This window comes from Rhodococcus sp. NPDC006774 (assembly GCF_040636045.1).
In the GTDB taxonomy this organism is placed as follows: domain Bacteria; phylum Actinomycetota; class Actinomycetes; order Mycobacteriales; family Mycobacteriaceae; genus Rhodococcoides.
This window is the reverse complement of record NZ_JBEYIW010000003.1, coordinates 77,110-100,869: the sequence shown is the minus strand read 5'-3', so window position 1 is coordinate 100,869 and position 23,760 is coordinate 77,110. Positions and strand designations below refer to the sequence as shown.

General features: G+C 65.0%; 22 protein-coding genes. 8 read left to right on the top strand and 14 right to left on the bottom strand.

What is annotated here, in order from left to right; genetic code table 11:
- Together dnaJ and hrcA are read right to left on the bottom strand one after the other, a co-directional pair.
- On the bottom strand, positions 1 to 1,158 hold the full coding sequence (gene dnaJ, locus ABZ677_RS05845) for a molecular chaperone DnaJ (RefSeq protein ID WP_094635539.1): 1,158 nt from the start codon (positions 1,156 to 1,158) through the stop codon (positions 1 to 3).
- A gap of 98 nt (positions 1,159 to 1,256) precedes the next feature.
- Complete coding sequence (hrcA, locus tag ABZ677_RS05840) at positions 1,257 to 2,300, bottom strand: heat-inducible transcriptional repressor HrcA (protein WP_037193069.1); 1,044 nt, start codon at positions 2,298 to 2,300, stop codon at positions 1,257 to 1,259.
- A 134-nt stretch (positions 2,301 to 2,434) separates the two neighbouring features.
- On the opposite strand from hrcA, the gene ABZ677_RS05835 reads away from it, so the two are divergent.
- Positions 2,435 to 2,740, top strand: coding sequence for a type II toxin-antitoxin system VapB family antitoxin (locus ABZ677_RS05835; protein WP_032379172.1), 306 nt, complete (start codon positions 2,435 to 2,437; stop codon positions 2,738 to 2,740).
- 10 nt (positions 2,741 to 2,750) lie between these two features.
- Here ABZ677_RS05835 and hemW read toward each other — a convergent pair whose 3' ends face one another.
- On the bottom strand, positions 2,751 to 3,962 hold the full coding sequence (gene hemW / locus ABZ677_RS05830; RefSeq protein WP_358367359.1) for a radical SAM family heme chaperone HemW: 1,212 nt from the start codon (positions 3,960 to 3,962) through the stop codon (positions 2,751 to 2,753).
- A gap of 356 nt (positions 3,963 to 4,318) precedes the next feature.
- Between hemW and ABZ677_RS05825 the strand changes: the two genes are divergently transcribed.
- From ABZ677_RS05825 to ABZ677_RS05805, 5 genes are read left to right on the top strand one after another with little or no spacing between them, the layout of a single operon-like run.
- The gene (locus ABZ677_RS05825; protein WP_358367356.1) at positions 4,319 to 6,037 is read left to right on the top strand and encodes a nitrite/sulfite reductase; all 1,719 of its coding nucleotides are present in this window, start codon (positions 4,319 to 4,321) and stop codon (positions 6,035 to 6,037) included.
- Entirely contained in the window at positions 6,034 to 6,744 is a 711-nt protein-coding gene (locus tag ABZ677_RS05820; RefSeq protein WP_037193073.1) for a phosphoadenylyl-sulfate reductase, read from the top strand. Before ABZ677_RS05825 ends, ABZ677_RS05820 begins: the two co-directional genes overlap by 4 nt.
- Positions 6,741 to 7,685: a sulfate adenylyltransferase subunit CysD gene (cysD, locus tag ABZ677_RS05815; protein WP_358367353.1), complete on the top strand. Its 945-nt coding sequence runs from the start codon at positions 6,741 to 6,743 to the stop codon at positions 7,683 to 7,685. The genes ABZ677_RS05820 and cysD overlap by 4 nt, the downstream gene beginning before the upstream one ends.
- Positions 7,685 to 8,989, top strand: a complete 1,305-nt coding sequence (locus tag ABZ677_RS05810) for a GTP-binding protein (RefSeq protein ID WP_037193077.1) — start codon at positions 7,685 to 7,687, stop codon at positions 8,987 to 8,989. The genes cysD and ABZ677_RS05810 overlap by 1 nt, the downstream gene beginning before the upstream one ends.
- On the top strand, positions 8,986 to 9,822 hold the full coding sequence (locus tag ABZ677_RS05805) for a sirohydrochlorin chelatase (protein ID WP_358367350.1): 837 nt from the start codon (positions 8,986 to 8,988) through the stop codon (positions 9,820 to 9,822). Before ABZ677_RS05810 ends, ABZ677_RS05805 begins: the two co-directional genes overlap by 4 nt.
- Here the strand turns inward: ABZ677_RS05805 and ABZ677_RS05800 are convergent.
- The 6 genes from ABZ677_RS05800 to ABZ677_RS05775 all read right to left on the bottom strand — a co-directional run bounded on the left by ABZ677_RS05800 (position 9,782) and on the right by ABZ677_RS05775 (position 14,201).
- Positions 9,782 to 10,837 carry a sulfate ABC transporter ATP-binding protein gene (locus ABZ677_RS05800; protein ID WP_358367348.1) on the bottom strand — a complete coding sequence of 352 codons (1,056 nt, stop codon included), beginning with the start codon at positions 10,835 to 10,837 and terminating at the stop codon, positions 9,782 to 9,784. The genes ABZ677_RS05805 and ABZ677_RS05800 overlap by 41 nt on opposite strands.
- Positions 10,834 to 11,637: a sulfate ABC transporter permease subunit CysW gene (gene cysW, locus ABZ677_RS05795; protein ID WP_094635543.1), complete on the bottom strand. Its 804-nt coding sequence runs from the start codon at positions 11,635 to 11,637 to the stop codon at positions 10,834 to 10,836. Before cysW ends, ABZ677_RS05800 begins: the two co-directional genes overlap by 4 nt.
- Positions 11,634 to 12,527 carry a sulfate ABC transporter permease subunit CysT gene (gene cysT / locus ABZ677_RS05790; RefSeq protein ID WP_082323739.1) on the bottom strand — a complete coding sequence of 298 codons (894 nt, stop codon included), beginning with the start codon at positions 12,525 to 12,527 and terminating at the stop codon, positions 11,634 to 11,636. Before cysT ends, cysW begins: the two co-directional genes overlap by 4 nt.
- Positions 12,528 to 12,533: 6 nt before the next feature.
- Positions 12,534 to 13,556 (bottom strand): sulfate ABC transporter substrate-binding protein, encoded by a 1,023-nt coding sequence (locus tag ABZ677_RS05785; RefSeq protein WP_037193571.1) that lies wholly within the window; start codon positions 13,554 to 13,556, stop codon positions 12,534 to 12,536.
- 203 nt (positions 13,557 to 13,759) lie between these two features.
- On the bottom strand, positions 13,760 to 13,849 hold the full coding sequence (locus tag ABZ677_RS05780; protein ID WP_310180897.1) for an Ms4533A family Cys-rich leader peptide: 90 nt from the start codon (positions 13,847 to 13,849) through the stop codon (positions 13,760 to 13,762).
- 118 nt (positions 13,850 to 13,967) lie between these two features.
- Positions 13,968 to 14,201: a hypothetical protein gene (locus ABZ677_RS05775; RefSeq protein WP_037193083.1), complete on the bottom strand. Its 234-nt coding sequence runs from the start codon at positions 14,199 to 14,201 to the stop codon at positions 13,968 to 13,970.
- Between the two features lie 93 nt (positions 14,202 to 14,294).
- Between ABZ677_RS05775 and ABZ677_RS05770 the strand changes: the two genes are divergently transcribed.
- The gene (locus ABZ677_RS05770; protein WP_037193573.1) at positions 14,295 to 16,340 is read left to right on the top strand and encodes a glycoside hydrolase family 15 protein; all 2,046 of its coding nucleotides are present in this window, start codon (positions 14,295 to 14,297) and stop codon (positions 16,338 to 16,340) included.
- Positions 16,341 to 16,350: 10 nt separating this feature from the next.
- On the opposite strand, the gene ABZ677_RS05765 is transcribed toward ABZ677_RS05770, so the two are convergent.
- A complete protein-coding gene (locus ABZ677_RS05765) occupies positions 16,351 to 17,358 on the bottom strand; it encodes a nitronate monooxygenase (protein WP_358367341.1) in 1,008 nt (335 codons plus the stop codon).
- Between the two features lie 153 nt (positions 17,359 to 17,511).
- Positions 17,512 to 19,353: a translation elongation factor 4 gene (gene lepA / locus ABZ677_RS05760; RefSeq protein WP_037193087.1), complete on the bottom strand. Its 1,842-nt coding sequence runs from the start codon at positions 19,351 to 19,353 to the stop codon at positions 17,512 to 17,514.
- Positions 19,354 to 19,509: 156 nt separating this feature from the next.
- On the opposite strand from lepA, the gene ABZ677_RS05755 reads away from it, so the two are divergent.
- Positions 19,510 to 20,079 (top strand): type II toxin-antitoxin system PemK/MazF family toxin, encoded by a 570-nt coding sequence (locus ABZ677_RS05755; protein ID WP_358367338.1) that lies wholly within the window; start codon positions 19,510 to 19,512, stop codon positions 20,077 to 20,079.
- 48 nt (positions 20,080 to 20,127) lie between these two features.
- On the opposite strand, the gene ABZ677_RS05750 is transcribed toward ABZ677_RS05755, so the two are convergent.
- From ABZ677_RS05750 to ABZ677_RS05740, 3 genes are read right to left on the bottom strand one after another with little or no spacing between them, the layout of a single operon-like run.
- Positions 20,128 to 20,958: a transglutaminase family protein gene (locus ABZ677_RS05750; RefSeq protein ID WP_037193089.1), complete on the bottom strand. Its 831-nt coding sequence runs from the start codon at positions 20,956 to 20,958 to the stop codon at positions 20,128 to 20,130.
- Between the two features lie 8 nt (positions 20,959 to 20,966).
- Positions 20,967 to 21,941, bottom strand: a complete 975-nt coding sequence (locus ABZ677_RS05745) for an alpha-E domain-containing protein (RefSeq protein ID WP_032394562.1) — start codon at positions 21,939 to 21,941, stop codon at positions 20,967 to 20,969.
- Complete coding sequence (locus ABZ677_RS05740) at positions 21,942 to 23,495, bottom strand: circularly permuted type 2 ATP-grasp protein (protein WP_230596371.1); 1,554 nt, start codon at positions 23,493 to 23,495, stop codon at positions 21,942 to 21,944.
- Positions 23,496 to 23,760 lie beyond the last annotated feature (265 nt).

Genomic DNA, 23,760 nt, shown 5'->3' with positions numbered 1-23,760 from the left:
TCAGCGACCGCTGAATGCTTCCCGCAACCGCGAGAACAGCCCGCCGCTGTGCGCCGAACCGGTGGTGACGACCTCCGCCGAGTCGCGGTCGCGCATCGACCTGAGCTGTTCGAGCAGATGGGTCTGCTTGCTGTCGAGCTTGGTCGGCACGATGACCTCGAGGTGCGCGTGCAGATCGCCTCGAATGCCGGAGCGCAGCTTGGGCATACCGTGACCACGCAGTACCGTCGTCGAATTCGGTTGTGTCCCTTGCTCGATCGAGATCTCGGTGGGTCCGTCGATGATCGCGTCGATGTTGACCGAGGTACCGAGCGCGGCGTCGACCATCGGGACGCGGACGGTGCAGTGCAGATCGTCACCGTCGCGCACGAACACCTCGTGCTGCTGTTCGACGATCTCCACGTACAGGTCTCCAGCGGGACCGCCGCCAGGACCGACCTCGCCCTGCGAGGCCAGCCGGATCCGCATGCCGTTGCTCACGCCGACTGGCACCTTGACCGAGATGTCGCGACGCGACCGGACGCGACCATCGCCGCCGCACTTGCGGCAGGGGTCGGGGATGGTCTCGCCTGCGCCGCGGCAGGTGGGGCACGGGCGGCTGGTCATGACCTGGCCGAGGAACGAGCGCTGCACCGACTGCACTTCACCGGCACCGCCGCAGGTTTCGCAGCGAACCGGCTTGGAATCGCCGTTGGTGCCCGAGCCAGTGCACAGGTCGCAGAGAATCGCCGTGTCGACGGTGATGTGCTTGGTCACGCCTGTGGCGCACTCGTCGAGGGTGAGCTTGGTACGCAGCAGTGAATCGGCACCCGGCTGGACGCGCCCCTTCGGACCGCGCTGGGATCCGCCCGCGCCGCCACCGAAGAACGCCTCGAACACATCTCCAAGGCCGCCGCCGAATCCGGCTCCACCGAATCCCCCGCCGCCGCCTCCGCCGCCCTGCTGCAGCGGGTCGCCGCCCAGGTCGACGATGCGACGCTTCTCTGGATCGGAGAGCACCTCGTATGCGGTGGAGATGTCCTTGAACCGAGCCTGCGCGGCCTCGTCCGGGTTGACGTCCGGGTGCAGTTCTCGCGCCAGCTTGCGGTAGGCGCGCTTGATCTCCTGGTCCGTCGCCTGCTGGCCGACGCCCAAAGTCCCGTAATAATCCCGTGCCACGTCGTCTCTTTCGTCCTAGAAGATGAATCTCGTTCGATGAAGCTGTGTGCCGGCCGCCCGTGCCCCCGCCGCCTGCGTTCGATCGGTTCTCGCTGGTCTCAGCGTTCGGCCAGGACCTCGCCGATGTACCTGGCAACCGCGGCAACCGACGCAATTGTTCCTGGGTAGTCCATTCGGGTCGGCCCGAGAACACCCATTCCTCCGAGGACCATGCCAGCCGACCCGTACCCGGTGGAAATCACCGATGTCCCGCGCATCTCCTCGACCTGCGTCTCCTCGCCGATGCGCACCGTGACGGTGCGAGTGTCCTGCGTCACGGCGAGCAGCTTGAGGACCACCACTTGCTCTTCCAGCGCCTCGAGTACCGCCCTGAGCGATCCGGGAAACCCCGCGTCGCCGGCGAAATCCGCGGCGTTGCGCGTCAGGTTGGCCGTTCCGCCGAGAACCAGGCGTTCCTCGGGATGCTCCACGAGTGATTCCACCAGCACCGTTGCCGATCGGATCATCGCGTCGCGCAGCGCGGGCGGAGCGTTCTCCGCGAGTTCGGCCACCGCAGCCGACGCCGCCGCCAGCCGCTTGCCTTCCAGCGCACCACCGAGAAGACGCCGCAGCCGAGCCAAGTTCTCGTCGTCGATCACGTCGCCGAGTTCGACGATGCGCTGATCGACTCGCCCGGAGTCGGTGATGAGCACCAGCAGCAGCCGGGCCGGGGTGAGCGCCACCACTTCCAGGTGGCGAACCGAGGACGCCGACAGCGTGGGGTACTGCACCACGGCGACCTGACGGGTCAACTGAGCCAGCAAGCGGACGCCGCGTCGCAACACGTCGTCCAGGTCGACACCGTTCTCGAGGAACTCCAGGATGGCGCGGCGTTCGGCCGCCGACAGCGGCTTGACGTCGGCTATTCGGTCGACGAACTGTCGATAGCCCTTGTCGGTCGGAACCCGACCGGAGCTGGTGTGCGGCTGGGCGATGTAGCCCTCGGCCTCGAGCACGGCCATGTCGTTACGCACCGTTGCACTGGACACTCCCAGGTTGTGGCGCTCGACCAGGGCACGTGAACCGACGGGTTCCTGGGTGGACACGTAGTCCGCCACGATCGCTCGTAGAACCTCGAACCGCCTGTCGTCGGTGCTCGACATCCGGTGCCCACCTCCGTTCTCGTTTCCAATCGTCGCTCGAGTCTAGTAGCCGGCGAACGCACGCTCGTGCAAGGCCTTACTGTGGTCCGAGTGGAAACGTTCTTTCGATTCGGTCCAGCGGCTCGAGGCTCGCGATGATCTTCAAAGGTGTTCGTGACGGAAAGCCGTACCCCGAGCACGGTCTGTCCATCAGAGACTGGTCGAGAATCCCGCCGCGCCAGCTCCGTCTGGACGAGATAGTCACCACCACCAAGGTGCTCGAGCTGGACAGGTTGCTGTCCGAGGACTCCACCTTCTACGGCGATCTGTTCCCCCACGCGGTCCAGTTCCGTGGTGTCATCTATCTCGAGGACGGCTTGCATCGCGCAGTGCGTGCGGCCCTGCGAAATCGAACGGTGTTGCACGCCAGGGTGTTCGACTACGACGCACTGAGCGCCTGAAACAGATTGCTCAGGCGGCTGCGATGGTGCGCACCACCGCGTCGGCGAGCAAACGCCCCCGGTCGGTCAGTACGAGACGATCACCCTGCGCCGCCATCAACCCGTCCGCGACCGTCTGTTCGGCAGCGGCGCGCTCGGCAGGCCCGAGCACACTCATCGGCACTCCCGTTCGGAGTCGGACGGTCAACATCAGTTCCTCGAGGTGTCGATCCTCGGCGCTGAGTAACTCGCTGCCGTGCACCGGCAGAACCCCGGTGGCCAGGCGATCGGCGTATGCCGCCGGGTGTTTGACGTTCCAGAACCTGGTACCGCCGATGTGACTGTGTGCGCCGGGCCCCGCGCCCCACCAGTCGCCGCCGTCCCAGTAGCCGATGTTGTGGCGGCACTGCGCGTCGGCGTCGGTGGCCCAGTTCGACACCTCGTACCAGGACAGGCCTGCAGCGTTCAACGCCGTGTCGATGCGCTCGTACCTGGATGCCAGCACGTCGTCGTCGGGTGCAGGCAGCTCACCGCGGCGGACCTTACGAGCCATGGCTGTGCCGTCCTCGACGATCAGTGCGTACGCCGAGACATGGTCGACGCCAGCCTCGAGAACCGCGGCGAGGGATTGATCCAGATCGCCGTCTCGCTCACCGGGCGTGCCGTAGATGAGGTCGAGATTGACGTGCTCGAATCCCGCCGCTCGTGCTTCCTTGGCCGCGGCGACCGCGCGACCCGGCGTATGCGTGCGATCGAGCACGGCGAGCACATGTGGTGCGGCGGACTGCATTCCGAGCGAGATGCGGGTGAAGCCCGAGTCGCGGAGCCGGTCGAAGAATTCCGGCGACGTCGATTCCGGGTTGGATTCCGTGGTGACCTCGCCGCCGTCGGTCAGACCGAAACTGGACCTGACCGCACCCAGGACGTCGGCCAGGCCGTCGCCCCCGAGCAGTGACGGCGTGCCACCGCCGACGAAGACGGTGTCGGCGGTCGGGACGCGCCCCGTGCCGGCCTGTATCAGACCGGCGGCGATGTCGAGCTCGCGTCGAAGGCCCTCCAACCAGGACTGCGGCGACGCCGATGAGCCCAGCTCTCCCGCCGTGTAGGTGTTGAAGTCGCAGTACCCACACCGCGTGGCGCAGAACGGAACGTGCACGTAGATCCCGAACGCGCGATCCCCCACCCCGTCGAATGCCTCGACCGGCAGCTCGAAGGTGGACGGGGCGGGTACGACGGTATTCACGACCTCCAGTGTCCCAGAGTTCACGATCGCTCCAGCCCACCGTTCGCAATCGTGACTGCAACAGCCCTGCCAGCCTATTTACCCCGAAATTTGGGTAAATAGCCGCCGCGGTCGTCCGTCGCCCTGATGACGTGGCACAATGGCACCCGTGACCGACTCAGGAATTCGACTCGTGGCGCGCCGCCATGTCGATCTCGGCCGTGTCTGCAGCGCGTCGTGTCGACACACGACCGGCTGCTGACCAGCCTCCTTCGAGCACGTCCATTCGATCCACCGGTTTCCCACTGTCGTCGAAAGCGCAATTGCCTGCGCCCTCGTCCCGGGTACCGGCCAGCACAAAGATGCAGGAGCAATGCATGTCGTCGACCAGCGACGCGACCACCGACGCTGCCTCCGTCACACCACGGGAGCGCACGCCGCGGCCGACCAAGCGTCGAGCCGAGGGACAGTGGGCACTGGGGTACCGGGAGCCACTGAACGCCAACGAGCAGTCCAAGAAGGACGACAACCCGCTCAACGTGCGTGCCCGCATCGAGAACATCTATTCCAAGCAGGGTTTCGACAGCATCGACAAGGGCGACCTTCGCGGACGTTTCCGCTGGTGGGGCCTCTACACCCAGCGCGAGCAGGGATACGACGGCACCTTCACCGGTGACGACAACATCGACCTGCTCGAGGCCAAGTACTTCATGATGCGTATCCGCTGCGACGCGGGCGCGTTGAACCTGGAGCAGCTGCGTGTCCTCGCCGGCATCTCCCAGGAGTTCGGTCGCGACACCGCCGATCTGTCCGACCGGGAGAACGTTCAGTTCCACTGGGTCGAGGTCGAGAACGTCCCCGAGATCTGGCGTCGGATCGAAGCGGTCGGCCTGAAGACCACCGAGGCGTGCGGCGACTGCCCACGCGTGGTGCTCGGTTCCCCGCTCGCGGGCGAGGCCGTCGACGAGATCCTCGACCCCACCGCCGCCATCGACGAGATCGTCGAGCGCTACATCGGCAAGCCGGAGTACTCCAACCTGCCGCGCAAGTTCAAGACGGCGATCTCGGGCCTGCAGGACGTGGTGCACGAGATCAACGACTGCGCATTCGTCGGCGTCGTGCATCCCGAGCACGGGCCCGGACTCGACCTGTGGGTCGGCGGCGGCCTGTCCACCAACCCCATGCTCGCGCAGCGAGTCGGCGTCTGGGTTCCGCTCGAGGACGTTCCCGACGTGTGGGAAGGCGTTGTCTCGATCTTCCGCGACTACGGCTACCGCCGACTGCGCACCAAGGCGCGCCTGAAGTTCCTCATCAAGGACTGGGGCATCGAGAAGTTCCGTCAGGTCCTCGAGGACGAGTACCTGCACCGCAAGCTCATCGACGGCCCGGCTCCCGAGAAGCCCGCTCGGCCCCGCGATCACGTCGGTATCCAGAAGCTCAAGAACGGACTCAACGCCGTCGGTGTTGCCCCCATCGCGGGCCGCGTCTCCGGCACCATCCTCGCCGCCGTCGCCGACGCCGCCGAGAAGGCCGGGTCCGATCGCGTGCGATTCACGCCGTACCAGAAGCTGATCGTCCTCGACGTTCCGGACGAGACGCTCGAGCAGCTGATCTCCGATCTCGATGCGTTGGGCCTCCCTGCCCGGCCCTCGCACTGGCGCAAGAATCTGATGGCGTGCAGCGGCATCGAGTTCTGCAAGCTCTCGTTCGCCGAAACCCGCAAGCGTTCACAGGTTCTCGTACCGGAGCTCGAGGAGCGCCTGGCCGACATCAACAGCAAGCTCGACGTACCGATCACGATCAACATCAACGGCTGCCCCAACTCCTGCGCGCGGTCGCAGATCGCCGACATCGGGTTCAAGGGCCTTCTGGTCGACGACGGAGCCGGGAATCAGATCGAGGGTTTCCAGGTTCATCTCGGAGGCAGCCTCGGACTCGACAGTGCGTTCGGCCGAAAGTTGCGCCAGCACAAGGTCAACAGCTCCGAGCTGGGAGATTACATCGACAGAGTGGTGCGCAATTTCGACAAGCACCGCGAGGACGGCGAACGGTTCGCTCAGTGGGCCGTACGAGCAGACGAGGCGGATTTGCGATGAGTACCAGGCTGAATTTGACGGTGGAGGAATTGAAGGACATCGCCGAGCGCGGTGCCCGCGAGCTCGACGGGGCGAGCCCACTGGAGCTGCTGCAGTGGACCGAGGACAACTTCGGTAACGACTTCATCGTTGCCTCCAACATGCAGGACGGGGTTCTCGTTCACCTCGCTGCACAGGTCCATCCGGGCGTGGACGTGTTGTTCCTCGACACCGGCTACCACTTCGCCGAGACCATCGGGACGCGCGACGCCGTCGAGGCGGTCTACGGCGTTCACGTCGTCAACGCCCGCGCCGAGAAGACTGTTGCGGAACAGGATTCGATCGAGGGCAAGGACCTGTTCGCCCGCGAGCCCAACCGGTGCTGCGCGATGCGCAAGGTCGCCCCTCTGAAGAAGGAACTGGCGAACTACAGCGCCTGGGTCACCGGCATCCGGCGGGTCGAAGCACCCACCCGTGCCAACGCCCCGCTCATTTCGTTCGACGACGCCTTCGGCCTGGTCAAGATCAACCCGATCGCACCGTGGTCCGACGAGGAGATGCAGGCCTACATCGACGAACATTCGATTCTGGTCAATCCCCTCGTCGACGAAGGCTATCCATCCATCGGGTGCGCACCGTGCACCGTCAAACCTGCCCCCGGAGCCGACCCGCGTAGCGGTCGTTGGGCCGGCAAGGCCAAGACCGAATGTGGGTTGCACGCCTCATGACACTCGACCTCACCTCGGCCACCGTCGGTCGAACCCATCTCGACGCAGATCGGTTCGACACGCTCGACGCACTCGAATCCGAGGCCATCCACATCTTCCGCGAGGTGGCCGGCGAGTTCGAGCGCCCCGTCATCCTGTTCTCCGGAGGCAAGGACTCGACAGTCCTGCTGCACCTGGCGATCAAGGCGTTCTGGCCCGCTCCCCTGCCGTTCACACTGCTCCACGTCGACACCGGCCACAACCTGCAGGAGGTGCTGGACTTCCGCGACCACGTCGTCGCCAAGTACAACCTGCGCCTGCACGTGGCCAGCGTCGAGGAGTACCTCGCCGACGGACGCCTCACCGAGCGCCCCGACGGCATCCGCAACCCGCTGCAGACCGTGCCCCTTCTCGACGCGATCTCCGAGAATCGGTTCGACGCCGTCTTCGGTGGTGCCCGACGCGACGAGGAACGCGCCCGAGCGAAGGAACGAATCTTCTCGCTGCGCAACGCGTTCGGCCAGTGGGAGCCCAAGAAGCAGCGACCCGAACTGTGGAACCTGTACAACGGCAAGCATTCCCCCGGCGAGCAGGTGCGGGTGTTCCCGCTCAGCAACTTCACCGAACTCGACATCTGGCGCTACATCGCCCGTGACGACGTGGAACTGGCGAGCATCTACTACGCCCATCAGCGCCCCGTCTACCAGCGCGACGGTATGTGGATGACGCCCGGCGTGTGGGGCGGACCGGCCGAGAACGAAGAGCTGCAGACCCTGTCGGTGCGCTACCGCACCGTCGGCGACGGATCCACCACCGGTGCCGTGCTGTCCGAGGCCGCCGACAACCAGGCAATCCTCGCCGAGGTAGCCGCATCTCGACTGACCGAACGCGGAGCCACCCGCGGCGACGACCGCGTCTCCGAGGCTGCCATGGAAGATCGCAAACGAGAAGGATACTTCTGATGAGCAGCACAGGAACTCAGCTTCTTCGCCTCGCCACCGCAGGTAGCGTCGACGACGGTAAGTCGACCCTCGTCGGTCGGCTGTTGTACGACACCAAATCCGTTCTGGCCGATCAGATCGATGCCGTCACTCGGGCTTCGGTGGACAAGGGACTGGCGACACCGGATCTGTCCCTGCTGGTCGACGGCCTACGCGCCGAGCGTGAACAGGGCATCACCATCGACGTCGCGTACCGCTACTTCGCGACGCCGCACCGCTCGTTCGTACTGGCCGACACCCCCGGCCACGTGCAGTACACCCGCAACACCGTCTCCGGTGCGTCGACGGCTCAGCTGGTCATCCTGCTGGTCGACGCCCGCAAGGGTGTCATCACTCAGACCCGCAGGCACGCAGCGGTTCTCGCTCTGCTCGGCGTTCCGCGCCTGGTGCTCGCGGTCAACAAGATCGATCTGGTCGAGGACCCCGCAACGGTGTTCGCCGAGATCTCGGCCGAGTTCAACTCGCTGACCTCCTCCCTCGGCTGGTCCAGCGAGGACGTCATCGAGATCCCGGTGTCCGCACTGCACGGCGACAACGTCGCGGTGAAGTCCGAGAAGACCCCGTACTACGACGGTCCGACCCTCATCGAGCACCTCGAGTCGGTCCCGGTCGACGCCGAACCGCACCGGGTCGGTCTGCGATTCCCCGTGCAGTACGTGATCCGGCCCCGCACAGCGGAATTCCCGGACTATCGCGGATACGCCGGCCAGGTCGCAGCGGGCTCCGTCGACGTCGGCGACGAGGTCGTCATCCTGCCCTCCGGCACCCGAACGACAGTCGAGCGCATCGACACCGCCGACGGCGAATTGCGTACCGCTCACGCCGGACGCAGCGTCACCCTCGTCCTCGCCGACGATGTCGACGTCTCGCGCGGCGACACCATCGCCTCACCGCAGGACGCACCCGAGCCGATCGGCGACTTCGAGGCCACGGTGTGCTGGCTCGCCGAGAAGCCGCTTCGCCCGGGCGCTCGCCTGTTGCTCAAGCACGGCACTCGCACCACCCAGGCCATCGTCGGGACGCTGATCGAGCGCTTCGACGAGCAGGAGCTCACCGCACAAGAAGGCCCGGAGTCGTTGGAGCTCAACGAAATCGGCCGAATCTCGGTGCGCGTCGCCGAGCCCATCGTGGCAGACGACTACGCCGTCAACCGGCATACGGGCAGCTTCCTGCTGATCGATCCGGCCGGTGGCAACACGTTGGCTGCCGGGCTCGTGGGCAACGCTCTGGCTGCCGTCGAGCTGGGGTCGGCAGTTCCGGCGTGAGCGCACTGATCGCGGTTGCCCACGGCAGCCGTGACCCGCGCTCGAGCGCCACGATTCTCCGCGCCGTCGACGCCCTGCGTCGACGGCGACCGGATCTGGACGTCCGCGTCGCGTTCCTCGATCTCTCCGAGCCCGGCGTCGATCAGGTGGTCGACGACCTGGCCGATGCCGGACACGGACGCATCGTCGCCGTTCCGATGTTGCTGGGCAAGGCTTTTCATGCGAAAGTCGACCTGCCCGAGCTCTTACAAGCGGCGAGAACGCGACACCCCCACGTCTCGATAACGCAGGCCGACGTTCTGGGAGACGACCGACTCCTCATCGAGGCAGTCCGTGACCGTATCGCCGATACCGGTGTCGCAGTATCCGATTCGACGGTCGGAATCGCCCTGGCAGCTGTCGGCTCATCGGTGGCACCGGCGAATCAGCGCACCCGAGTCATCGCGCAGAAACTGCTCGCCGGGACAGACTGGGCCGGAGCTGTGACCTGCTTCGCGACGTCGGTCTCCCCGTCCCCCACCGACGCGATCACACAGCTGCGCACACTGGGAGCCGACCGCATCGTCGTTGCACCCTGGTTCCTGGCCCCGGGGCTGCTCACCGACAGGATCGAAGAGTCGGTGGCAGGCATACCGAATGTGGTGCATGCCGAAGTGATCGGAGCACATCCGGCGCTGGCAGATCTGGTGTCGCGGCGCTACGACTCCGCAGTCTCGATGGGTCGTTCCGCAGGCTCCACTCCTGCGGCACGAGCCGTTGCGACACCGGAGCCGAACGCTCGACCGCACCCGTTCAGCGAACCGGTGCACCGTCGATCGCGTCTGCACCGCTAGCGTCGGCAATCTTCGGCACCCGAGTCGCTCGCGCGTACACCGTCTCGCCCTCGCGAAGACCGAGAGCCTCACTGTCACCGCGGGTGATCTGGGCCGCGAACAGTTCACCGGTGGCCGCGTTCTTCAATTCGACCTTCACCTCGAAGCCGAGGTGCACCACCCGCTCGACGACGGCACGCGTGACACCGGCCGATTCGGCCGTCCCGCTGGCCTGGGCCTGCGCCAACGACGGGTCGCGTCCGACGCGAATGTCGTGCGGGCGCACGAGCAGTCCGTTCAGCTTGGCGACCTGACCGAGGAACGACATCACGAAGTTGTTGGCCGGGCGATCGTAGAGGTCTTCCGGGCTGCCCACCTGCTCGATGCGACCCTTGTTGAGTACCGCGATCCGATCGGCGACGTCGAGCGCCTCCTCCTGATCGTGGGTCACCAGCACGGTGGTGACGTGCACCTCGTCGTGCAGTCGACGCAGCCACGTACGGAGATCGGCGCGCACCTTGGCGTCGAGCGCGCCGAAGGGCTCGTCGAGCAGCAGCACCTGCGGGTCGACGGCGAGAGCGCGAGCCAACGCCATGCGCTGGCGCTGTCCACCGGACAGCTGCGCCGGGTAGCGGCTCTGGAAACCGGCCAGCCCGACGATCTCGAGCAACTCGTCGACCTTCTTGGCGATCTCGGCCTTGGGCCGCTTGCGAATCTGCAGGCCGAACGCGACGTTGTCTCGCACCGTGAGGTGTTTGAACGCCGCGTAGTGCTGGAAGACGAATCCGATCTCGCGGCGCTGCGGGCTCACCCACGTCACGTCCTGCCCTGCGAGCAGCACCCGACCGGAGTCGAGTTGCTCGAGTCCGGCGATGGAGCGCAGCAGTGTCGACTTACCCGAGCCACTGGGGCCGAGCAGTGCCGTCAGCGACCCCTTGGGAATGTCGATGCTGACATCGTCGAGCGCGGCGAAGTCGCCGTAGTGCTTGTTGCCGCCAACGACGGAGATCTCGATCTCGGGGGATGTCTCGGTCATTGTTTCGTCCTCTTCTTGTCGAGGGCAGTCATCAACAGCAGCACGATGACGGCGATCGCCATGAGCAATGTGGACGCGGCGTACGCGCCCTGTTGATTGAAGTCCTCGTATCGTGAGTTGACCAGCAACGTCAGTGTTTGAGAGATGCCCGGCAGGTTGGTCGAGACCATGATGACGGCACCGAACTCGCCGAGCGAGCGCGCGACGGTGAGTACGACGCCGTAGGTCAGGCCCCACCGGATCGCCGGAAGAGTGATGCGCCAGAACGTCTGCCACGACGACGCGCCGAGCGTCGAAGCGGCCTCCTCCTGCTCCTCACCGATTTCGTACAGCACGGGTTCGACCTCGCGCACGACGAACGGCAGCGTGACGAAGATCGTGGCGATGACCATGCCGGGAAGCGCGAAGATGACCTTGAAGCCGAGGCTTTCGACGCCACCGAACCAGCCGTTGGCACCCCACAGCAGGATCAGCGCAACGCCGGTGATGATGGGCGACACCGCGAACGGCAGATCGACGATGGCTTCCAGGACACCCTTGCCACGGAACCGTCCTCGCACGAGCGCCAGGGCGGTGACCACACCGAACACGATGTTGATCGGAACAACTATGGCGACGATCAACAACGACAGCTGCAACGCCGACTGCGCGGCCGGCGTGGTGATCTGCTCCCAGAACGTGACGACGCCGTCCTCGAAGGTGCGGAACAGGATGGTGCCGAGGGGAAAAAGCACCAGAACGGCGAGGTACAGCAGAGCTACGGTGCGGAGCGTCAGTTTGATCGGCAGACCGATTTTCACGAGATCTGCTCCTCACGTCGGGCCAGGCGATTGCCCACCACGCGAAGGACGAACAGCACTGCGAACGCGATCGCCAGCAGCACAACGGAGATCGCGGCCGCGTCGGTGGGGCGGTCGTATTCGATGAGCTCACGGATGTACTGGGACGCCACCTGCGTGTCGTTGGGAATGTTCCCGCCGATGAGCACCACCGACCCGAATTCGCCGATGGCGCGCGCGAAGGCGAGGCCGCCGCCGCTGAGGATCGCCGGCAGCAGTACCGGCAGGACGATGCGGCGGAAGATGGTCCAGTTGTTCGCGCCGAGCGAGGCCGCGGCCTCCTCGACATCCTTGTCGAGTTCGATCAGCACCGGTTGCACCGCTCGTACCACGAACGGCAATGTGACGAACAGCAGCGCGACGATCACCGCGGGCTTGGTTGCGTTGAACACCAACCCGATCGGGCTCGCCGGACCGTACAGCGACAGCAGAACCAGGCTGGCCACGATGGTCGGCAGCGCGAACGGCAGATCGATCAGGGCATTGACGAAACGCTTGCCCGGGAACTCGTCCCGCACCAGTACCCAGGCGATGAGGGTTCCGAGAAACAGGTTGACCACGGCCGCGGCCACCGACACCTGAAGCGTCACCTTGAACGTGGCCAAGGCGCGTTGCTCGGTGACCGCGTTCCAGAAACCGGTCAAGCCGTCGTCGAACGACTGAACCGTCAACGCCGCCAACGGAAGCAGCACGATGACGCTGAGCCACAACACTGCGACGCCGAGGCCGAGTGGACCGACCGATCCCGGACCCCTGAACTTTCGGCCTTCCCGCCCGGCACGAAACCGTGGTCTCGTGCCGGGCGAGAGGGTCGAAGCCGCAGCTGCGGCTTCGGTGGTCGAAGATGACATCGATCTCTACCGAGTACTTTCCTGATAGATCGTCGTGATCGCACCGTTGTCGCCGAACAGATCTGCGTCCACCTGGGTCCAGCCACCGAGATCATCGATGGTGTACAGCTTTTCGGGGGTGAAGAACTTGTCGGAGTACTCCGACGCGATGTCGGGGTTCGTCGGTCGGAAACCGGCCTCCGCCCAGATCTTCTGGCCCTCGTCGGTGTAGATGAAATCGTTCAGAGCATTGGCGCGATCGAGATTGGCGCTGTCGTTGATCACGGCCACGGGATTGTCGATGCGGAACGTGACGGGAACGTCGACGTGCTCCACGTTCTGTCCCTGTTCCTCGATCAGGAGTGCTTCGTTCTCGTAGCTGAGCAACGCATCACCCTGGCCCTGCAGAAAGGCTTCGGTTGCGGCGCGGCCGGATTCGGGCTGAACCGGGAAGTGATCGGCGACGAGTGTGCGAACGAAGTCGAGACCGGCCTGCTTGTCCTGGCCGCCGTTGCTCTTCGCCGCGTAGGGAGCGAGCAGGTTCCACTTGGCCGAGCCCGAGCTGAGCGGGCTGGGGCTGATGACCTGAACGTCCGGCTTGATCAGATCGTCCCAGGTACGGATGTTCTTGGGGTTGCCCTCGCGTACGACGATGGTCACCACGGAGCCGAACGGCACTCCGCCGTAAGCATTCTGATTCCAGTCCTCGTCGACCTTGCCTGCCTGCACCAGACGGGTGATGTCGGGTTCGACAGAGAAGTTGACGATATCGGCGGGTGCGCCGTCGGCCACCTTGCGAGACTGATTGCCCGATGCGCCGTAGTCCGCGTTGATCGCCGTTCCGTCGCCGTCCTCGGTTGCCGCGAAGGCCGGACCGATTGCGTCCCAACCATTCTTGGGGACTGCGTAACCCACGAGGGTCAGCGCGGGGCCGCTCGCGGTGTCCGGCTCACCGCCGACGACGTCACTCGATCCACCGCCGCAGGCAGTGAGCAGAAGGGTTCCCACGGCCGCGAACGTGGTCAGCAGGTAGCGAGAGTTATGCCTCATCGAGAAAAGGCCTTTCATGATGGTGTGCAGTGAGTGCGAGCTGGGCAGAGTCGACATTCCCGAGGTCGAACCGGAGCACCACCGTGGCCGCGTGTCATCGCGAGATCACCGTGAGTGGCAGAAAGTACGTCGTGAACCGCCCGACCGCGAGATGTAGGCGCGTGGGCAACGGATCGACGGAACCGATTCGACGAAGGAAAGAATCAACAACAGTCGATATCGGCGACTGCCAGCATGCCGACAGCAATCAACGCCAACTGATGGCGGACGCGGTACTCGGCGGCAGAAGACACGGTCAGAAATCTAGCAGAGGTTCCGGACCGACTCTAATCGGCTATCGAGTGAGCAACCAGGCGATGACAACCAGCACCAGCAGCGCGATGAGCGCCAGCGTGACCCGAGACCGTGGCATTACTGTCCATCCTTCGTCGTAGTGGTGGCCGCACCCGAGGGCTCCGCGTCGCGAGCAGCCCGGGCATCACGCCCGAGCAAGTGCAGAACTACCGCCAGCACGCGATCGAAGACACGTGCCAGCAGGAACGCGGTAGGCACGATGACCAGCAGCACGACTACCGACTGTGGCACGAACGGCAAACCCGTCACCCACAGTTCGACGCCGTCCCACCAGCGTGCGATCGATTCCACCCTCGCAGCTTAAACCAGCTCGTTCCGCTCTCACGCCACGCCGATCGACGACCAGCAGTGGACGCGTGCCGTGGATCGGTCGATGATTACGCCATGACGGCATACGAAGATGTTTCGCCAGTGCCCCCGGTGGCCGACGAGCCCGCCATGGGGTCGGGGCATCCAGGTTTGGGCGGGGTCGAGGTTCAGGGAGCGTTGGGCAGTACCGACGCACCGGTGTCCACCCTGACGTCCTATCGAAGTGCCTTTCCGCCGATCGACGACTACGCCTTCCTCTCGGACTGCGAGACGACCTGCCTGATCGCTCGCAACGGATCGGTCGAGTGGATGTGTGTGCCTCGGCCGGACTCCCCCAGCATCTTCGGCGCGGTTCTCGATCGCAGCGCAGGCCATTTCCGTGTCGGCCCATACGGTCAATCGGTGCCGGCGGCACGGCGGTATCTGCCCGGAGGACTGATCGTCGAAACGACGTGGCAGACCGAAACCGGTTGGCTCGTGGTCCGCGACGCACTCGTCATGGGACCGTGGCACAACACCGATCAGCGCTCTCGCACCCACAAGCGCGCACCGAGCGACTGGGACGCCGAACACATCCTGCTGCGCACCATCAAGTGCGTCAGCGGCACGGTCGAACTCGAGATGAGCTGCGAGCCGGCCTTCGACTACCACCGTGCGCCGGCGAAGTGGGAGTACACCGGCAAGGTGTACGAGGAAACCACCGCAACCTGCGAGGCCAGTGCGGGCGGTGATCAGCCCACGTTGAAGCTGACCACCAACCTCCGCATCGGCATCGAAGGACGTGAAGCCCGCGCCCGCACCCGAATGACGGAGGGCGACAACGTGTTCGTCGCGCTGTCGTGGTCGGATCTGCCTGCGCCGCAGACGTTCGAGGAAGCCGCGGACAAGATGTGGCGCACGTCCGAGTGCTGGCGGCAGTGGATCACGATCGGCCGGTTCCCCGATCACCCGTGGCGGGGCTACCTGCAGCGCAGCGCCCTGACGCTCAAGGGTCTGACCTACGCCCCCACCGGTGCACTGCTGGCGGCGTCGACCACGTCGCTTCCGGAAACTCCTGGTGGAGAACGCAACTGGGACTACCGCTACACGTGGGTACGAGACTCGACGTTCGCACTGTGGGGCCTCTACACACTCGGACTCGACCGTGAGGCCAACGACTTCTTCGCGTTCATGTCCGATGTGGCGACCACAGCCAACGGCGAGGTCAATCCGCTACAGGTCATGTACGGCATCGGCGGCGAGAAGACGCTCGACGAGAGCGAGCTGCCACACCTGTCCGGATACGACGGCGCACGTCCGGTGCGTATCGGCAACGGAGCCTACGACCAAGAGCAGCACGACATCTGGGGCACGATGCTCGACTCGGTGTATCTGCATGTCAAGTCGCGCGAGCACGTCCCCGAATTCCTGTGGCCCCTGCTCAAGCGACAGGTGGAGGAGGCGATCGCCAATTGGCGCAAGCCCGATCGCGGCATCTGGGAGGTGCGCGGTGAACCGCAGCACTTCACCTCCTCGAAGCTCATGTGTTGGGTCGCGCTCGACCGCGGTGCCAAGCTCGCCGACATCCACGGCGAGAAGGAGTATTCGGCCAAGTGGAACGAGATCGCCGACGAGATCAAGGCGGACATTCTCGAGAACGGCACCGATTCTCGGGGTGTCCTCACTCAGCGCTACGGTGACCCGTCGCTCGATGCGTCACTGCTGCTCGCACCGCTGCTTCGATTCCTGCCTGCCGAGGACGAACGCATCCGTGCGACGGTGCTGGCCATCGCCGACGAGCTGACCGAGGACGGCCTGGTCCTGCGCTACCGAACCGATACCACCGACGACGGTCTGGCGGGCGAGGAAGGGACATTCACGATCTGCTCCTTCTGGCTCGTATCGGCGCTGGTCGAGATCGGCGAACTCCCGCGCGCCAAGCATCTCTGCGAGCGTCTGTTGGGGTACGCGAGCCCGCTCAAGCTCTACGCCGAGGAGATCGACCACCGCACCGGCCGTCACCTCGGCAACTTCCCGCAGGCTTTCACGCACCTCGCACTCATCAACGCGGTGGTGCACGTCATCCGCGCCGAGGAAGCCCAGGTGTCGGGGCACTTCCAGCCTGCCCACGCCAACCCCTGAGAGTGCGGGCTCAGCGGCCGAGTTGCTTCGCCCATTCGGCGATCAACTCGGCTGCGGGTGCCGCCTGTGTACGGCGAAAACCGGTGCCGGCCCACATCGACAGTCCCGACGGATCCCCTGCCGCTGCGGCCTTGGCGCGCATCGGCGCCGTCAGGTAGTGCAGATCGGGATACGCCAGCGGTGCTGCGTCGGAGTTCTCACGCATGAACTCGTTGACCAGCCCCCGCGCAGGGCGACCGGAGAACGCCTTCGTCACCGCGGTGTCGGGAGCGACGGTCAGTTGCTCTCGGTGCACGGGCTTGGTCCCGGCTTCCGGCGTGTTCAGAAACGCCGTACCGAGCTGCGCGGCATGCGCGGCACCCGAATCCAGCAGTGGCGCAATGTCGTTGCCATCCATCAGTCCGCCCGCGGCGATCCGCGGTAGATCGGATATTTCACGCACTGCGATCAGCAGTTCGGTCAGAGGCTCGTCCGGGGCCGAGCCGTCGAAGGTACCTCGATGACCGCCCGCTTCGGGTCCCTGCACCACCAGCGCGTCCACCCCGTTGGCGGTGGCCACCGATGCGTCCGACGCGGTGGCGACGGTGGCCCACACCTCGGTTCCCACGGCGTGCAACTGGGCGACCTCGTCCGCGTCGAACGTCGCGAACGTACTCGACACCAGCGGTACCGGGTGCGCCAGCAGCCAGGCGAACTTCTCGGCGTAGAAGTCGTCACGTCGAATCAACTCTCCCGGCTCTGCGTCGAAACGCTCGAACCAGGGTGCCAGGCGCTCGGCATAGGACTCCACATCCGCACCCGATGGCTCCTCCGGCAGGAAGAGATTGACACCGAACAGCAGACCGCGCATCGAATCGATCTGCGCCGCAAAGGCTTCGGGCGTCAACAGCGCACCGGCAATCATGCCCAGTCCACCTGCCTCCGACACCGCACGGGCGAGTTCAGGAGTACTAGGACCACCTGCCATCGGCGCACCGACAACGGGAACACGCAGCTGCTTCAGAATCGGCGTCGTCACAGGTTCGAAATGTACTCGCCCGCCATTTCCGACAGGGTTCGGTGGGACCGCGCGCCCCTACTGACAACTGCGCGCCCCTGTTCTGTGGCGAGCGGGGGCGCGCGGTCGGCAGAAAGGGTGTGAGGTCAATTCCTGCGACCCGGAACTGCTGCCCTACTTCTTCGGCTTGTCCGAGGAAGATTCCGAGGACAACGCGGCGACGAAGGCTTCCTGCGGTACCTCGACGCGACCGATCGTCTTCATACGCTTCTTACCCTCTTTCTGCTTCTCGAGCAGCTTGCGCTTACGGCTGATATCGCCGCCGTAGCACTTGGCCAGAACGTCCTTGCGGATCGCGCGGATGTTCTCGCGGGCGATGATGCGAGATCCGATGGCGGCCTGGATCGGCACCTCGAACTGCTGACGCGGAATCAGTTCCTTGAGCTTGGTCGTCATCTTGTTGCCGTAGGCAGCAGCAGCGTCCTTGTGCACGATCGCCGAGAACGCGTCGACGGCCTCACCCTGCAGCAGGATGTCGACCTTCACGAGCGCTCCGCTCTGCTCGCCGATCTCCTCGTAGTCGAGGCTGGCGTATCCGCGTGTCCGCGACTTCAGGATGTCGAAGAAGTCGAAGATGATCTCGGCCATCGGAATGGTGTAACGCAGTTCCACGCGGGTCTCGGACAGGTAATCCATGCCGCCGAGTTCGCCACGTCGTCCCTGGCACAGTTCCATGATGGAACCGATGAACTCGCTCGGCGAGATGATGGTGCACTTGACCATCGGCTCGAACACCTCGCGCGCTTTGCCCTCGGGCCAGTACGACGGGTTGGTGACGATGTGCTCGGCACCGTCTTCCATCTCGACGCGGTAGACGACGTTCGGCGAGGTCGAGATCAGGTCCAGGTTGAACTCTCGCTCGAGCCGCTCGCGGGTGATCTCCATGTGCAGCAGCCCGAGGAAGCCGCAGCGGAAGCCGAATCCGAGCGCCACCGAAGTCTCGGGCTCGTACGTCAGTGCAGCATCGTTGAGCTGCAGCTTCTCCAGAGCGTCGCGCAGGTCGGGGTAATCCGAACCGTCGAGCGGGTAGAGGCCCGAGTACACCATGGGACGGGGCTCACGGTAGCCGGTCAGCGGCTCGGTCGCGCCCTTGCGGAAGGTGGTGACGGTATCGCCGACCTTGGACTGACGGACGTCCTTCACTCCGGTGATCAGGTATCCCACTTCGCCGACGCCCAGGCCCTTGGTGGCCTTGGGATCGGGCGAGACGATGCCGACCTCGAGCAGCTCGTGGGTCGAGCCGGTCGACATCATCGTGACCTTCTCACGGGGATTCAGGGCACCGTCGACGACGCGGACGTAGGTGACAACGCCGCGGTAGGTGTCGTAGACCGAGTCGAAGATCATCGCGCGGGCCGGCCCGTCCGGATTGCCGACCGGGGCCGGAACCAGCTTGACGACCTCGTTGAGCAATTCCTCGACGCCGACACCGGTCTTGCCGGACACGCGCAGAACGTCGTCGGCCTCGCACCCGATGATGTGGGCGATCTCGGCGGCGTAGCGGTCCGGGTCGGCGGCCGGCAGGTCGATCTTGTTGAGCACCGGGATGATGGTGAGCTCTTTGTCGAGAGCGAGGTACAGATTGGCCAGCGTCTGCGCCTCGATGCCCTGCGCAGCGTCGACGAGCAGCACTGCCCCTTCGCAGGCCTCGAGTGCGCGCGATACCTCGTAGGTGAAGTCGACGTGGCCGGGCGTGTCGATGAGGTGCAGGACAAATTCGTCACCGTCGACGACCCACGGAAGTCGCACGTTCTGCGCCTTGATGGTGATGCCGCGCTCGCGCTCGATGTCCATCCGGTCCAAGTACTGCGCGCGCATCGACCGGTCGTCGACGACGCCCGTGAGCTGCAACATCCGGTCGGCCAGCGTCGACTTACCGTGGTCGATGTGGGCGATGATGCAGAAGTTCCTGATCCTGGACGGATCGGTGAACGTCGTGTCGGCGAAGCTGGGCACTCGTATCCTTCGGCTGGCGTGTTCGAAATGAGCGAACGGGTTTCTCTATCGTCCCACGCCGAGAACGGTGCGCCGTCCCCGGCTGTCCGACTCGGGTGTTCACGTCGCCGCGGTTCGGGCGATGAGCAGCAGCGTCTGCATCGCTACACTCGCCGCATGGCTGGCAACTGGAGCAGATTCGGCAAGGAACTGGGCAAGATCGCGATGCGCGAGGGCCCTCGGCTACTGCGTCAATTGCAGAAGTCCGGTGCCGTGCAGAAGGGCAAGGACGCGATCAGCGGGACGGCCACGCGCACATCCGCCCCGACTCCTCGTCCGGGGCGTCCGGTGGCGTCGCAGACCAGGCCTACGGCACAACGAGCCCGCACCATCGAGTACTCCCCCGACCTGGACGGCAAAGCCGACCCCGGCGAAATCGTCTGGACCTGGGTCACGTACGAGGAGGATGCCAGCCAGGGCAAAGACCGCCCGGTGTTGGTCATCGGACGCGAGGGCGACGATCTGCTCGGCCTGATGTTGTCGAGCCAGAGCAGCCGCGACGGAGACCGTGACTGGCAGTCGATCGGGTCCGGGGCCTGGGACGCCGAGGGCCGACCGAGCTGGATTCGCCTGGATCGAGTTCTCGACGTGCCCGAGGACGGTATCCGACGCGAGGGCGCAATTCTGAGCAAGCCCCAATTCGATTCCGTGGCAAACAGACTGCGCCGCGACTTCGGCTGGAACTGATGTGTGCGCGTTGTGCGCCCATGAAAGGGCGCACAACGCGCACCGAGCTCAAGCCAACCGCGTGATTTCCACGACCACGTCGAGAGCCGTCGAACCGCCGCCGGAGAAGATGCCCTTGAGCGGGGGGACGTCGGCGTAGTCGCGGCCGAGTCCGACCGACACGTGCTGCTCGTTGACGGCGATGGCGTTGGTCGGGTCGTAGCCCCACCACGCACCGGTCCAGGCCTCGATCCAGGCGTGGCTCTGGCCTTCCACCGTCGCACCGATCGCGGCCTGTTTCTTCGGGTGCAGGTAGCCCGAGACGTACCGGCTGGGGATGCCGACGCTGCGCAGCATCAGCAGCGTCAGGTGGGCGTAGTCCTGGCAGACGCCCTTCTTCTCCGACCACGCTTCCACGGCCGAGGTGTGCACGCCGGTGGTTCCCGGCACGTAGGACATCTCCTGGTTGACCCAGTTGGAGATCTCGACCACCGATTCCTGCGGCGGTAGGCCCTTCGACAGCTTCTTCGCCACCGACGCGAGTTGCCTGTTCTTCGGCACGTACTCGGTGTTGTCGAGGACCTCGTTGAAACGGTCGATGACCGGATCGCTCGCGAGTTCTTCCCAGGAGGCGTTCTCGTCCGGGTAGACGAAGGGATCGGTCTCGACCACCGACGATCCGGTGACCTCGAGCTCCGTGTGCGGTGCGTGCAGGTCGAACGCCGTCACCGCAGTGCCCCAGTAGTCGGTGTAGCGATAGGAACGCGTCACCGGGTTGGTCTCGACTCGGTTCAGAATCACGTTCTGCCGATTGTCACTTCGCGGCGTCAACCGAGCCTCGTTGTACGACGACGTCACCGGTGCGTCGTACTGATAGCCCGTGGTGTGCACGACACGCATACGCCAGCTCACAGTTCACCTTCCAATTGATCTTCGAATGTTCCGGAGCCGGCGTCCGTCCACGCAACCCACGGAGCGGCGTGGAAATACTGCTTGGAGATCGCATCACCGAGCTCACGGCAGGTTTCCTGCAGAGAGAGCAGGCGCTCCTGCAGATCGTCGAGAATTTCCCCGGGACGGAGGAATTCGAGTTCGCTACGAGCGCGACCGAGTAGGCGCTGCGCTTCGGCGCGCGCACCGACTCGACTGTTGGGCTGATGGTCGAGCTGATCCAGCGAACGTTCCGCCTCGTTGAGTGCGTAGAACACCGATCGCGGAAAGAGCCTGTCCAACAACATGAATTCGAGAACTCGCTGGGCGTCGAGCGCGCCGCGGTAGGTGCGCAGGTAGGTGTCGTGGGCACCGGCGGAGCGAAGCACAGTGACCCACGCCGGCGACGACGGCCGGTCACCGGCTCGCGAGAGCAACAACCGAACGATCATGTCGATGCGCTCGACCGAGCGACCGAGCAGGAGGAAGCGATAGCCGTCGTCGTGACTGAGGGTGGAGTCCGCGAGACCGGCGAACATCGCGGCGCGCTCCTCGATGTAGCTGAAGAACTCGGCCGGGCCGGTGCGCTTGGACGCCCTGATGCGCTCGTTCAACCCGTTGTACGTGGTGTTCAAGCACTCCCACATCTCACTGGACGTGACTTCACGCGCACCGCGGGCGTTCTCGCGCGCGCTCGACAGTGAGTCCACGATCGAACCCAATCCGTCTCGGCTGAAGGCGACGACCTCGGTGAGCGACCACACGTCGAGCGAGACGTCCGGCTCGTGCTTGAACCCGAGCACTCGCAACAACACTCGCGAGGTGTGGTCGGGATCGACCGTGGCGTCTTCGAGAAGCTGGTGGACGGTGACGTCGAGAATGCGGGCCGTGTCGTCCGCTCTCTCGACGTACCGCCCGATCCAGTAGAGCGACTCTGCGTTGCGCGCGAGCATTTACTGTCCACCGCCGTTCGAGTCCGAGTTCGTTGCTTGCTGCTGTTGCTGTTGCTGTTGCTGATTCATCTGCTGGTCCATCGTCAGCTCGGGGCCTTGTTCGGCCATCGGTGACTCCGGCGGAACGCTGACGATCTCCTCGCCTGCGAGCTCCTGCTCCTCCTGAGACGTTCGGGTGGCCAGAACCCAGGTGTCCTTGCTGCCGCCGCCCTGGCTCGAGTTGACCACCAAGGAACCCTCCGGCAACGCGACCCGAGTGAGACCGCCGGGCAACACCCAGACGTCGTCGCCGTCGTTGACAGCGAACGGCCGTAGGTCGACGTGGCGTGGTACCAAACGGTCGCCGATCTTGGTCGGCACCGTCGAGAGCTGCACGACGGGCTGCGCGATCCAGCCGCGCGGATCCGCGCGAACCTTCTTGCTGATCGTCGCGAGTTCCTTCGGTGAGGCGTCGGGTCCGAAGACGATGCCGTAGCCGCCCGAGCCTTCCACCGGCTTGATGACCAGTTCGTCGATGCGGTCGAGAACTTCCTCGCACTCGTCGTCGAGCCAGCACCGGAACGTATCGACGTTGGCCAGCAACGGCTTCTCGCCCATGTAGTAATCGATGATCGTCGGAACGTAGGTGTAGACGAGCTTGTCGTCGCCGACGCCGTTTCCGACGGCACTCGAGATGACGACGTTGCCTGCGCGGGCGGCGTTGACCAGACCTGCCACTCCCAGCACCGAGTCGGGACGGAACTGCATGGGGTCGAGGTAGTCGTCGTCGATACGTCGGTAGATGACGTCGACCTGACGCTCGCCCTCGGTGGTGCGCATGTAGACGATGTTGTCTCGGCAGAACAGGTCTCGTCCTTCGACGAGTTCGACACCCATCAGTCGCGCGAGCAACGAGTGCTCGAAGTACGCCGAGTTGGCCACGCCTGGAGTGAGAACCACCACAGTCGGGTCGGCCTCGTTGAGGGCGGCGGATGCGCGCAGTGCTCGCAGCAGGTGCGAGGCGTAATCGCCGACGGCGCGGACGCGGTGGCTGGCGAACAGGTCGGGGAACACCCGGGCCATGGTCCGCCTGTTCTCCATCACGTAGGACACGCCCGACGGCGACCGCAGGTTGTCCTCCAGCACTCGGAAGGTGCCCTGAGCGTCACGGACGAGGTCGATGCCGGCGACGTGGATGCGCACACCGTTGGGTGGCGTGATGCCGACCGCTTCGCGGTGGAAATGCTCGCAGGAGGTCACCAGCCGCTTGGGTACCACGCCGTCGCGCAGAATTTCCTGGTCGCCGTAGATGTCGGCGAGGAACATCTCGAGGGCTTTGACACGCTGCTTGATGCCGCGCTCGAGTCGTGACCATTCCCCTGCTGCGATGACGCGGGGAACCTGGTCGAGCGGGAAGGGGCGTTCCTGACCGGACAGGGAGAACGTGATGCCCTGGTCGATGAAGGCTCGTCCCAGCGCGTCGGATCTCGCGTCCAGGTCCACCGCGTTCGCCGGGGCGAGTGCGGTGTGGATGCCCTTGTACGGAGTTCGGGTGCGCCCGTCCGCGTCGAACATCTCGTCGAAGGCGAGACTGTACTTTCCGACGTCGGAATACCCTCCGAACACTCCGTCGGCTTCGGGTTCGACACGATCCGCTGTCTTGGTTTTGGTCGCTTTGGCCTTGGTGGTGGCAGGCGTTGCCGATCGCGGACTCATTCTGGCCATGTTGCTACAGAGACAGGAGTTAGGCGCGGTAGAAGCGTTAATTTCTTGAAACGCATCGTCACCCCACTCCGGATTGGGTTCTGGCCGACCGTGCTGGTATTCTCGATCTTCGGCG